Source organism: Nitrospira sp. ND1 (assembly GCF_900170025.1).
GTDB lineage: Bacteria > Nitrospirota > Nitrospiria > Nitrospirales > Nitrospiraceae > Nitrospira_A.
This window is the reverse complement of sequence record NZ_FWEX01000006.1, coordinates 2,700,836-2,713,361: the sequence shown is the minus strand read 5'-3', so window position 1 is coordinate 2,713,361 and position 12,526 is coordinate 2,700,836. Positions and strand designations below refer to the sequence as shown.

The window sequence follows — 12,526 nt, the reverse complement described above, 5'->3', positions numbered from 1 at the left end:
GAAGGCAAACCAGCCACATACGTAGGGCTAGGATTTGGATTGTAACTGTGCGGCAATGACGAAAGGCTGGCCTTGGCGCGTCAACCAGGATGCCTGCCGGCCGGTGCTGTGAGTCAACACCGTGGCCGTGAACCAGGCCTGTGTCCGATCCGGGCTGACGGCAAAGACGAGGGTGCCGGGTCGTTCGGGAGGCGTACCGAGTGTCGGCCCGGTCGCATCGGGCACACAGTGGATCACATAGGAAAGCGCCTGACCTTGTCGAGCAAACAGAGACGAGGCGGAGAGCGTTGCGGATCTGTCACAGACAAATTCTCCCTGTTCCCGGGCGAGTTGAGTCGCTGAACCGGCGAACGCGCTCAACCTTTGCAGCGCGCTGAACGACGCCCGCTCCACCGGTGTTCCATGTGGCCAGCGTTCCATATTTGGAAAGACCACAGCAAAGATCATCACCGCCGCTGGCACGAGAACCCACCTCCAGCTCCCATTAGCCCGCCACAGTCGATGGCAGCCGAACAGTCCGATGCAGCCCGCACCAGCGAACATGAATGCGTGGGCAAGGTGCTTCTCACCCTGAACCGAGAACATCGACGGATCATGAGCCTGCACTTCCCATAGGACCGATGCCACCCCCACCGCGATGAGTACGAGGGGAACGAATCCAAACAGAATGGAAGCGATTCGTCTGACGAGCAACATAGGCTGCTGCCAGCATATCGCGTTTTGGAATGTCCGCCAGGAAATAGGGAGATAGGACGGAGCGAGCCACGTGGCCACTGCGATGCGAATGGTCATGGACAGATCGCGAGAGCAAATTAAGGAAGAACTACGCAAGCGAGGGGGATGGCACTGGGTATGCTCCGCACCTTCACAACAATCCTGGTTCCGGGCTGCTGAGAAGGCAGGTTATGACCTCACAAAGCACCCTCAAGGCGTCGCAGCCACAAGGTCTCCAGTTGATCGAACGCCTGTGTGTCTGCGGCCCGAAGAGCATCCAAGTACTGCCTCCGCGCGTGCGGGTCTGAGGGAGCGGTTTCGACGTGAGGCAGGGCGAGCTTGTAGAGTAGTGCGGCGAGCAACACGCGGCCGATGCGGCCATTGAAATCCTTGAAGGGGTGAATCCACTGGAAGCGCCAGTCGGCCCAGGCCAGGAGCCCTGCGCATCCACCAAGCGTTGCCCCCGGCTCATGGCGCAACCGTTCGGCCAGATCGTCACAGAACTGCCGCATGTGGATCGGGACTTCATAGAACGGCGGCGGCGTATGAACGCCGACTTGCACATTCACATCCCGGAAGCGCCCGGCCCAATCCGGAAACAAATGACTAGCCAGCCGTTGATGACGCACACACAGCCATTCCGGCGAGATGACGATCTGATCGGGCTTGGTTTGCAGAATTTCGTCGTAGATCGCAACGAGCGGCACGGCAAGACGTTCGGAGAGTTCCGAATAGGAGAGGCGGCCTTCGGCTGTATCGAAATGACGCGTCGAGCCTAACTCGCTTTGGCGTTCGGAATCCCCATCAGGGTCTTGAGGCGCTCCGTACTGACCGGCTGGTTCTCGAACGCCATGGATTGGCTCACCCGCTCCAGCAGGACTTTCCGGTGAGCCCCCGCCACTTTCGCCGGAGTATTGTGCTGCGCCCGCCACTGTTGCAGACGCTCCTCGGCCTGTACCAGGTCGATCGGTTGGTTCGACTTCTGATTCATGGCCGTCATTCTCCTGCACTTTGGATGAAGATGCAACCGAGGCCGATTCCACGATCTTGATCTCTTCTTCCGTTAAGCCGTAGAGGTCATAGACTAGCCGGTCGATCTCCTGATCCGCCGCGTCGATCTGACGCTGCAGCCGGCCCTTGTCCGTAGGTGTCTTGGCGTCGTAGAGGCGCTGATGAAGTTCCAGCATGCGCTGGACGAGCGCGACTAGATAATCATGTGAAGCTTTGTCGTTCGAGTCCTTAAAATCTATAGGCCGAATCGGAATAGGCTCAATGTACTGACGGTTAAAGGAGTAATATCCGCCTCCAAATCGTGAGTTTGCCACCTTCGCGAACCAATCCCCTAGTTTGCTGTTGAGAGCTCCAAGAATGTAGAGGAGTGAATAGCCCGTGTGCGATTTGGCAACGAGCCCGTAAGAACCGCCTCCTCCACCACCGCTTCCCACAAAATGAAAATGTCCTTTCGAATCAAGTGCCGCTGACAGGCGCCTTCCTATGGACGGAACGAATATGCGCGCCACACCGTCACGAAGGTCGTAGTTCCGCCTCCTGAACGCATACCACTCACTTTTCCCTCTTCCCTTCAAGCGGGTTGAATTTTCATTCAAGTACTTCCAGGCAAGGGGGAAACCTTTTGCAAACGATGCGGGCTCAATAAGTACAGGCCTCTCTTCCTTCCAACTATAAGGGAAAACCAGCGCTCGCCCTTCATCCTCAATAATGTATCGTCGTATGTCTGCTGAGCCTTTTACCAATGCGCGAACCATTGCCTTTTCGATACTGAATGGTCGAGTGGTTGCCTTCGATGTTACGAGCAAGCAGTCCTTGGCTTCATCGCAGGAAGAGACTTGCAGGAAGAAAACCTCATCACATCCGGTTTCTAGCCCCCTCTCGATCTCACACAACTCATCAAGCGAAGGAAACGCCTTGAACCTTTCTAAAAGCTTTGATGAGGACGAAGTTAAGAATGACCAGGAATCTTCACCGAGTTTTGCTTGATCAACTACAACGCCTCCGACCTCTCCATTTTCTGAAGCAAGGGAGCCAGCTTGGGCAGTCAAATACCTAACAGAGCCATGTGATTCTCGCCCAAGGAATAGGAGACACGTATAGGTTGAAGCACCTGCAAACACCTGAGAATCCCCAAAGTCAACCACAGTCTCAAGAGCTTTTCGGGAGGCGAGAAATGCCCGGAGACTTTTCCCATAATCCGCAGTGAAAAACTTATTTGGCAAAATAAATCCTAGCCGGCCCTTGGCAGACAGCAGTTCATAGGCCTTCAGAACAAAGACAATGTAGATATCAAATCGGTGCGCAACTTCGTACTTCTTGTAAAGGTAGGGGAGTAGAAGTTTGTCAATATTGCCAACACGCACATACGGCGGATTCCCAATCACGGCATCGAATCCGCCGACCTTCATGATCGATGAAAACTCGGCTTTCCAGTCGAACGGATTCACGCGCCGCATTTCTTCATCGTCCGGCATGAGCTGGCCCGCGAAATAATCCGGCCCGATGAGGCTGTTGCCGCACTTGATGTTCTGCCCCAGGTCCGGCAACGCACGATCGTGGACGAAGGATAGCTGCCGTTTCAGTGTCTCGTCGCTTTCACCTTCCAACACCTTCAGCGACAAACTGAGTTTCGTCACTTCCACGGCCTGACTGTCGATGTCCACGCCGTAGATGTTGTTCAGGAGAATCCGCTTCTTTTCCTGCGTGGTCAGCCGCCACTCACCGCTGGACGCCTGAAAGAGTTCTTTGCGGTGCTTCTCCGGGCCGTCTTTCACATACCAATCACGGTGATAATTGAGCAGAAACCGATAGGCACCGAGCAGGAACGATCCCGAACCGCAGGCCGGATCGAGGACGGTGAGTTTGGCGATCTGCTTGGGCGTCTTGCCGTCGCACAACACTCCGACCGTCTGCTTCACGATGTAGTCGACAATGTACGCGGGCGTGTAGTAGACGCCGCCGGCCTTCTTGACCTCGGGCTTCTCTTCGATCTTGGCCTGATGCCCGGACGTGAGACGAATGACCTTCCCTAGAAACTGCTCATAGACCTGGCCCAGGATTTCGGTGGGGAACACGGAGAATTCATAGGGACTGTTGGGATAGTAGAGCCGCCCGATGATGTCTTTGAGGGTTTTGTCGTCGATCTTCAGGCTGGGAGTCAGCTTGTCTGGCGCTTCGGCCCGGCCTTTCTCGGACTGGAAGTGAAAGAGGCCGGAGTTGTACCGATCGTCGGCCTGCTCATAGAGGTAGCGTAGCCGTCCGTAGATGTCCTGGCCGTTGAGCAAAGCCTGGAGTTGGGCATAGGGTTCGATGCCTCGGTCTTCGGCGATACGGAGGAAGATGAGCCGATCGATGGTGCGCTGCACCGAAAAATTCAGCTCGTACACGGAGAGCGTCGGATTGCGGAGCGCGAGGTTCTTGGCGAGCGCCTCCCGCCAGGTCTCGATCTCCTTCAGAAACTCGGCATCGACGGTGGCAGTGCCCCGTTTGCGATCAGTGACGGCATATTTGTCGAAGGAGCCTTTAAGGACGGCCTCCTTACTGAAGATTGAAGCGATCGCATCCCACTTGGTCAGGTAGTCCCGATAGGTAAGGTACAGAATGCGTCCCGCACTGGGCTTGTCGGACGGATTGGGGCGTGTGCGGCAATCGTAGACGGCGAATTCTTCGAAATCGGTCAGGATCGAGAGCGGCAGTTTGGCCGACCAGGCGTAGCGCCTGATCTGATAGGCCGGAGGAATTTCCTCTTTGACATTCACGGCCGGTTTTTTAGCTTCCAGGAAAAACTTACGCGCGCCGCCGATGCGGAAGCAGTAGTCGGGCGCTTTGGTGTTGCCGCCGATCTTGATGGCATCTTCATGGATGACATCTTTGTAGGCCTCGGCATGACCCTGCTTGTTGGCGACATCCCAGCCCAGCGCTTCGAACAATGGGTCGAGAAATTCTCGACGCACTTGGGTTTCGTTGTAGCTCTGGCTCTTGTAGGACTCGCGATTCTGGTCGAACCGGTCGATGAGGGTGGCAATGATGAGAGGCGCCTGGCTCATAGAGAGGGATTCACGCTGTGTGATGGATAAAAAGTTGTCGAAGAATACCCGTTTCCTCGTGGGAAATCATCCAATCTTCAGGCCCGATCTTTTCTACCCGGCAAAAGAGACAGGCCATGCCTCGCCGATATGTCGAGCCTATGGGAGACGACAAAACCCTCCCCTTCTGCCGCCAACTTATCAAAGCCCCTCCTTGCGGAATCCCGATCTGATGCTGTGTTATCCTGAATTCGTAACTAGACGGGGGATCACCATGTCTCTCTCCCACAGTGGGCTGACACTGTCGGTTCTCTTTCTTCTCGGGGTCTCCACCCACGTCATTACCGCACCAGACAGCCGGGCCTCGATTTATACCTACACCGACGAGGCCGGTGTTCAAACCTTTACGAACCAACTCGAGTCCGTCCCCGAACAATATCGAAACAGGCTGACATCACAGGAGCTCGACAGGCCTCCAGCCGCTTCCTCTGCTCCGCCTCGCGCCGTTGCCGAATCACCGACGCGCTCCGCCGATTCCCGCATCGTCACAGCCAGCGGCGAATATCGCTTGGGCGATCACGACACCCGCACGGATGGCGCGCGTCTGGCGGTCGAAGCCGCCAAGAGAGACGCGCTCGAACAGGTGGCCACGTATCTGGAACGTGTCACGGAAGTGCGCGACATGAACCTCACACGTGATGACATCCGGAGTTACACGGCAGGCATCGTCACGGTGTTGGAGGAAACCATCACGACCAGGGTCGAGAACGAGAGTATCGTGATCCGCGCTGAGTTGACGGCAGAGATCGACCCGCATGAAGTCGCACAGGCCATTGCGGCCTTGCGGGAAAACGACAGCGCCATGTTGGAACTCACGGTCCTCCGGGCCGAAACCGACCGACTACAGGAACAGCTCGATGCCACCAACCGCGCCCTCGCCGCCGCCCCATCGGCGGAGGAAGTCCAGCAACTCAGCCGCCAACGTGACGACATGCTGAACGACCTGCAGGCCAATGCCCTTGTCTCACAGGCCTGGACCAGCTGGGCATACCCAACACTCGGCTTCTATTCCTATCCCTGGATCGCAGGACCTGGGATCAACGGCTTACTACTCCAGGCACAGCGCCTCTCTCCCCGGCATCGCCACCTCGCGCAGGCACAACAGACCATTGCGGCGCAAAACGGCGCGCTCGTACCGGCCCCGGCTCACGCCTTCAATCCCACGCTGCGCCGCTCGTTGCTCGTGCCATCACCATCGATGCAGAGTCGTCACGCGCCACCGTTGCTCAACCAGCAGGGCCTACCAGCCAAAGTGGGAGACATCGTGACCATTCCCACACCGCGCTCCATTCCACCGGTGATGCACCGGTCTGCACCGCAGCCGCAGCCCTACCAGTTGCACCCGTCCCATTTCTGGCGCCCCAGCCCTTCGAACATTCATACCGCGCCTTCGATCCCGCAACAGAGTCCATCGGTGAGCTCACGCCCTTCCGGCAAATACCCTGGACCTGGCAGCGGATACTCCCACAGTGGCGGGGGGCACCGCAGCCGATAAACAGAGTGTCCCTGTCAGTGCCCATGTCCATTCCCGTGGTGGCAGCCCGGACGTTCGCCATCTTCCGTCGGCCCATCTTTATCCGGACAGGGCAAGTCGTTTTTGTCCTGTATCTCGAACATGGCCATCATGGCATGGTCTTCATGCAAGACGTTATGGCAGTGGATGGGGTACTGCCCTACAAAATCACGGAACCGCATCAGCAATTCGACCTCGCCCCCCGGATCCAACCGCACGACATCTTTCCGCCCCGCTTCGATATCCGCCACGGGCAGCCCGTTTCGTTTCAGCAACAGAAACTCGTTGTGGTGAACATGGATCGGATGATCCCACCCGCCTCCGCCGTTCTTGAAGGTCCAGATTTCGGCAGAGTTGCGCTGCACATGTGCGACCACTTGCCCGTCCTTGTAGGGACGCCCGTTGACCGTCCACATGCTATTCCCGCGATTAAAGATGAACTCCCGCTTGCCCTGGCAACGCAGCACTTCGTGCGACACATCCGGCCGTTTGCGCAACACCTCGGGCACACGGCTGGGGTCTGGAGCATCGCGCACCACGTCGAAGCGCAGCAACGGTACGCCATTGCTTTCGACATCAGCCGGCTTCGCCCCATTGATGTGGCGCAATCGATTCTCAAGACAAATCTGGTCGCCCATCTTAGCTTTGGAAAAATCGATGATGACATCGATCCGTTCGGCCGCCCCCAAGCGTGTCGGCGTCTGCCGTTCGACCGGACGCTCCAACAAATTCCCGTCATTGGAAATCTGCGTGAAGGTCATGCCGTGACTGAGAAAGAGCTGGTAAAACCGTGAGGGACCGGCGTTGAGGAACCGGAACCGATATTTGCGCCTGGCAACCTGGAAATAGGGCTGAATCACGCCGTTCACCAACACCTTGTCGCCTACGACGCCGGCCGTATTGGTGGTGTCGAGGTAGAGCAGGCCGTCGGCCGGATCGAACACTTTGTCCGTCAGCAGAATTGGCACATCATATTCCCCACTCGGCAACCGTAGCGCCATAGGACTCGGGTCAAGTTCGTTGCCGGAATCCAGTTCGTCGAATAGGAGGAACATACCCGTGAGGCCCTTATACACATTGGCCGCCGTCGCATCGTGCATATGGTCGTGATACCACAGGGTCCCTAACGCCTCGCTGGGATCGCCCGCGGCAGAGAAGCCGTCGCGGACACGCGGGTCCAGATCGTAGCCCGCATACTGGTTCGCGTAACACTGGTCGTAGAACGACCTGTTCTTCCAAAAGTTGCGCGGATTCCCGTCGCTCTCGGGTGCGGTGTGGCCGTTGTGCAGATGGGTCGAGACGAAATGGCAGCCGAACTCATGCGCCTTCGCCTTTGCGGGGTCTTTGGGGGCCTTGTCCGACACTTCCGGAAGCAGATTCCAATTCCGCAGGATGACCGGCCGGCCGTAGCGTGCGTGGTAGGCAGGACCCGGCGAATGACCGTTGAAACCCCAGACCGGTTGCAACGGGAGGTCCGGATGGAAGGAATGGAGAAACTCCTGCTGGCGAACCTCATACATGGTCACCGGTCGCTGAGGGTCTTGAAAAAGGGCTTCGAATTGCTGGTGCGAGAGCGTTCGGCCCTCCCGAGGATCGGAACTCGGATCTTTGGCCGGGCTGGGATTCAAGATTGCCACCGGCTCCTGAACGGGCGGAACCGGCATCGGAACTGCAAAGGGTCTAGTGCAGGGACTCTTAAAATCGCCCAGAATCCGATCTGCAATCTCCCTGGCTTCATCCGAAATCGGGCAGCTGGAACTCGGATGGCTCCAGGCACGGCCGCCTGCTCCCGGCACCCACAACCCGGCGGCCGTCAGCACGCTCCACTTCATCAAATCACGTCGCGAGAGTGCCATTAGGATTTCCCTCCTTTTCCGGCGCTGAGCTGCAACTCTTCTTCAAAGGACTTCAAGCACCCGAGTTTCGTCCGTCCACCCTTCCCGACCGCGGGCAATTCCCGCGTCATCTCCCGGTACGTCCCATCGCTGTTTCGGCTGTAGCCGTCGGAAATCGTCAACGAAGGATGGTCGAACGGCGCCTGTTCGCACCGTACCCGCTCATCGGTCAAACTCTTCAGAAACGCAACCAAGGCATTCTTGTCCGCTTCGTTGAGCCACAGCGGTTCGATCTCCGGCGCCTGCTCCGCGTTCAGAAAATCGCCACCCCGATCATAGAATTCCACGACCTGCCTCAACGTGCTCATTCCACCGGTGTGCATATACGGCCCCGTCAATTCGACGTTGCGAAGGCTCGGCGTTTTAAACGACCCGTCGACGGCCGCTCGCACGAGGTCGGGACGTTCGATCGGCTCACACGGCTGAATCGAAAACCCGCAGGGATCGACGGTGAACACATCCACGGTCCCTTGCCCGGTCTTGAGGTGCGGCAGATATTGCTTGGTGAACGACAGCGGATGACCGAAGGGATCACTGAAGCCAATGCCGAGATCCTCTGCCGTCGGACGCACGCCGAGGTTGTAGAACCCGCTGTCGTACATGGCCGTCTCACCCTGCTGCGTCTCGTGCACCCGCATTAATTCGACCTGCTCGCGATGCTCTCGATCGGCCTTGAAGGACTCGAGTCCTGACGCCGTGAGCTCAGGACCACGATGGCAATCCACGCACTTGCCGCGATCCATGAAGACCGAGAACCCGAACGCGGCCAACCCCTCGAGCGGCTTGCCGCCGGGTTTGTTCTTGAGAGCGGCGATGTGCTTGTCGAAGGGGCTTTGATCCGAGATCAATGTGGCCTCGTAGAGCATGACCGCAATCCCGAAGAACATCGAAAAATTATTTTCAATCAAGGAGAACTCGCCCGATTTGAGCGCCTTCGGATCACGGGGATCACGCCACCAGTGATCACGAAACACGCGTTGAATCAACTCGCGGTAATTGACTCTGAGCCCGTCCGTCGGATGACGAAACTCACCGAGTACGCTGTCACGCCGGTCCACATGTTGTGCGTAGAGCGGCCGCGGGATCCGCGAGATCATCTTGCGCCCCAACTCCGGCCAGCTCTGGCAACTCATCTCAACGGAGTTCACAGGGGGGCCAACGGCCTGGGACGCCAGCGCCGCAGAGGGCAGATCCAACGACACCGTCCGCAACGTGACAGTGGGTGGGCCTGTTTTCCCGTTCTTTTCGGTGGAGACCCGCATCAGCTGATGCCGTGGCCGGACCGTTCCGTCCGGATTCGACTCGGGGTCTGCATTCGGATCGGTGTGCTCGCGCCGGCCGAATGGATTGACCCCGTTGAAATGATTGTTGGCGCGGCCATCCCAAAAGGATCGAAACTGAAAGACGGCATTGATCACCGTCGGGGCGTTCCGCCCGGTTGTCGCGCGCGGGTGGCCTACGTTCAGGCACGCCGTTCCCTGTGATCCAACCACGTCGTTCGTATCGAAGAGGAGCTCCGAATCCGTCCGCGTCGGATCTTTCACGACATGGAACGGAAAATCCCCCGCCTTGAGCACATAGCCAGGTCCACCAAGGCCGCCGCTTCTCGTCGGGTCCAGCGATCCAGGCTTCGAGCCATTACCGCCTCCCCCGTTTAATTGTCCTCGCGCGCGGGTATCGGAACCCGCATGAAAATGACAACTCGCACAGGCCTGACCGTCGGAACCCAGTTGGCGATCCCAGAATAGTGCCTTGCCGAGCGCGATCGCTGTCTGTCGTTGCCCGGGCTTCAGGAGGTCCGCAAGTTGCCTGTCAGTCGGTTGAACCTGGGGCAACTGTTTGCGGACCTCTGCAAAATCCATTTGCCTCGCGAGATCAAGAATCTCCATCGCGGTAGGCGGCAGTTCCTCCTCATGCACCGTAGGCACAACCCGCGTCAGGGCAGCTGCGGGCGCGCGCTCCAAACGCAGGCCGGTCACAGCGAGTAGCACCGCTCCCAGGAGTACACCCACGCTGATGGTCGTTCGCGATGCCATATCTTTCCTCCTTCTCCAGGCAGCACTGCTGTTCCACCTTAGAATAACAACTGACAATCACTTGCCCGTCGCACTAGCAGGATCCTTGCCAGTCATGGTCAAGAGTCAGCGCGCATGAGCATCGGGTGAATTGGTTGCATTTCGTGACCAATAATCGACGCGCCTTTTCGTCGTCGAACGTCATGCGATCGGATATCGCCGTCTTGGGTTCGGTGCCAGGACACAATGGTTGTTCGGATGTGTGTCACGACTCGACCGTATCAAAACCGATACGTGTCCTAGCGAATCAGATACACGTGACTACGCAGTTATTCGCAGCGCCCGTTTGACACGCGCTGATTTCGAATTTCTCAGAAGCAGCGCGAAGCAGACGCAATAGTTGGTTGGATGTAACAGGAGGAGGGGCGTCCGCGGGAGATACCTCGCGGACGACGAGAGACGAGCTACGACAAGCCGTGCTGGGCGCGGCCGATCCCCCCGTCGTAGCGATTGGTGGATTTGAAGAGTTCGTATCGGCCATCCATGGCGTACTGCGCGACTCTGGTGCGCAGGCCATCCATCTCGGCGACGGTCATAGGCGTAAAGCGGCGCGCGATGTCGAGGTTCTGCTTGAGAACTTGCGGCGAATCGATACCGCTGACGAGCGAAGCAATCGGCAGGCTCAACACATACCGGATCGCTTCCTCCGGTGTCACGATCCCTTGTTTGATCGGCTCCGCGTTCCCGCTCAGGCTCTTCATGCCGAGGGCGGCGATCCCGCGTTGGTTCAGAATCGGCAGCACCTCCCGCTCAAAACTCCGATATGTGCCGTCGAAGACATTCAGCGGCATCTGGCAGGCATCGAACGGAAAGTCGTGTCCCAACATTTTGAGATGGATCTGCGGATGTTTGTGGCCGGTGAAGCCGATGAATCGCACCTTCCCCTGCTGTTTGGCTTCGAGCAAAGCCTCAGTGGCCCCGTTCGGCGCGAAGTGCAGATCGGGATCGTCTTCGTAGACGACTTCGTGAATCTGCCAGAGATCCAGATAGTCGGTCTTCAACCGGCGCAATGACTCGTCAAGTTGCTGCAGGGCCACCTTCTTATCGCGACCGTGCGAGCAGACCTTGGTCATGAGCACAACCTGTTGCCGCTTTCCCTGCAACGCCTTGCCCATGAGTTCTTCCGATCGCCCGCCGTGATACTCCCAAGCGTTGTCGAGAAAATTGACGCCTGCGTCGATGGCCTCGTGGATGATGCGGAAGGCCTCTGATTCGTCCTTGAGTCGGCCCCAATGGGCTCCGCCGAAACAGAGCGCCGACACCTGCACGCCGGTTTTGCCCAACGCGCGGCGGGGGATATCGCCCGTCGAGGTACCCGAGGACGGAGTGTCTGCGGCCAGTAGCTCAGCCAAGCGACCGGGCCCGCCAAGCGCCATGACCGATCCCGCCACGCCGAGCCCTTTCAACAGCTGGCGACGATCGAGGGAAGTGGACCAGATCGATGTGTCAGGTTTCTTGGGCGTCATCGATGACCTGCCCTGTTGGAGGTAGAGTCTGTAGGCTACGACCAGCCCCTGGCATTGTCAATCCTGCCGCCACGCGCCGGCATCACCGATGGCCTGCGGCGGGGAAGAGTCGCGACTGATCGATCGTCAACAGATCGCCGATGCAGTCGATGCTGAGATCGGGCGACGGAAATGTCCGTAGCGCATCAGGATCATTGGCATAGTGCCCCTGACGCGGAAACACCGTGGTGACACGCGCCCCCCACTGGGCTTTCACCGCGCTCAGGATGCGTAACTTGTCGTCGATCAGCACATAGTGGTCGGCAGGGTAACGCTGCCTGACGTCCTCCAGCTCCTGTTCCTTATGCACATAGACGAGCACCTGTTCTTCGACGACGGACAGGATGCCCGATTGTTCGATCTTGCGCGGCTGAAAGACCGCGTCGCCGTCGGTGAGGATCACCGTTCGGCCCCATTGCCTGGCGTGCCGCACGACGTCCAACGCCTGCGGAAACAGCCGGTCGGCAAACGGATAATTCACCAGAAAATGCGACACCGCCAGGAGGTGCGAGTCGTGCGGATAGGCCAGGCGATACCGCTGCAATGCACCGAGATAGTCCGCATACCCCAACTCTTCACGCAAGTCGTCGAAGATGCGCCAATATTCCCGCTCGTGCGCCGGGCCGACTTCCCGGTCCAAATACTGCGTGAGGTCGGCCGTGATCCGATCGTTGTCCAGCAGCGTATTGTCGACATCGAACAGCACGACCATCGTAGGAAAAGACAT

At 58.2% G+C, this 12,526-nt stretch carries 7 protein-coding genes; 1 reads left to right on the top strand and 6 read right to left on the bottom strand.

Features of this window, described 5'->3' with window-relative positions:
- Positions 1-27 precede the first annotated feature (27 nt).
- Positions 28-792: a hypothetical protein gene (locus tag NSND_RS17655; RefSeq protein WP_235000298.1), complete on the bottom strand. Its 765-nt coding sequence runs from the start codon at positions 790-792 to the stop codon at positions 28-30.
- A 119-nt stretch (positions 793-911) separates the two neighbouring features.
- Positions 912-4,772 (bottom strand): Eco57I restriction-modification methylase domain-containing protein, encoded by a 3,861-nt coding sequence (locus tag NSND_RS17650; protein ID WP_159450860.1) that lies wholly within the window; start codon positions 4,770-4,772, stop codon positions 912-914.
- 253 nt (positions 4,773-5,025) lie between these two features.
- On the opposite strand from NSND_RS17650, the gene NSND_RS17645 reads away from it, so the two are divergent.
- Positions 5,026-6,306, top strand: coding sequence for a DUF4124 domain-containing protein (locus NSND_RS17645; protein ID WP_080880238.1), 1,281 nt, complete (start codon positions 5,026-5,028; stop codon positions 6,304-6,306).
- Between the two features lie 14 nt (positions 6,307-6,320).
- On the opposite strand, the gene NSND_RS17640 is transcribed toward NSND_RS17645, so the two are convergent.
- From NSND_RS17640 to NSND_RS17625, 4 genes are all read right to left on the bottom strand, one after another.
- Positions 6,321-8,180, bottom strand: coding sequence for a multicopper oxidase family protein (locus tag NSND_RS17640; protein ID WP_080880237.1), 1,860 nt, complete (start codon positions 8,178-8,180; stop codon positions 6,321-6,323).
- Positions 8,180-10,255 carry a cytochrome-c peroxidase gene (locus NSND_RS17635; RefSeq protein ID WP_080880236.1) on the bottom strand — a complete coding sequence of 692 codons (2,076 nt, stop codon included), beginning with the start codon at positions 10,253-10,255 and terminating at the stop codon, positions 8,180-8,182. The genes NSND_RS17640 and NSND_RS17635 overlap by 1 nt, the downstream gene beginning before the upstream one ends.
- 443 nt (positions 10,256-10,698) lie before the next feature.
- On the bottom strand, positions 10,699-11,760 hold the full coding sequence (locus NSND_RS17630) for an aldo/keto reductase (protein WP_143833609.1): 1,062 nt from the start codon (positions 11,758-11,760) through the stop codon (positions 10,699-10,701).
- 82 nt (positions 11,761-11,842) lie between these two features.
- The gene (locus tag NSND_RS17625; protein WP_080880235.1) at positions 11,843-12,526 is read right to left on the bottom strand and encodes an HAD family hydrolase; all 684 of its coding nucleotides are present in this window, start codon (positions 12,524-12,526) and stop codon (positions 11,843-11,845) included.

Excerpts from the sequence above, each read along its gene's own strand:
- NSND_RS17655 (WP_235000298.1), bottom strand. The coding sequence starts at position 792 with ATGACCATTCGCATCGCAGTGGCCACGTGGCTCGCTCCGTCCTATCTC.
- NSND_RS17650 (WP_159450860.1), bottom strand. The coding sequence starts at position 4,772 with ATGAGCCAGGCGCCTCTCATCATTGCCACCCTCATCGACCGGTTCGAC.
- NSND_RS17645 (WP_080880238.1), top strand. The coding sequence starts at position 5,026 with ATGTCTCTCTCCCACAGTGGGCTGACACTGTCGGTTCTCTTTCTTCTC.
- NSND_RS17640 (WP_080880237.1), bottom strand. The coding sequence starts at position 8,180 with ATGGCACTCTCGCGACGTGATTTGATGAAGTGGAGCGTGCTGACGGCC.
- NSND_RS17635 (WP_080880236.1), bottom strand. The coding sequence starts at position 10,255 with ATGGCATCGCGAACGACCATCAGCGTGGGTGTACTCCTGGGAGCGGTG.
- NSND_RS17630 (WP_143833609.1), bottom strand. The coding sequence starts at position 11,760 with ATGACGCCCAAGAAACCTGACACATCGATCTGGTCCACTTCCCTCGAT.
- NSND_RS17625 (WP_080880235.1), bottom strand. The coding sequence starts at position 12,526 with ATGTCTTTTCCTACGATGGTCGTGCTGTTCGATGTCGACAATACGCTG.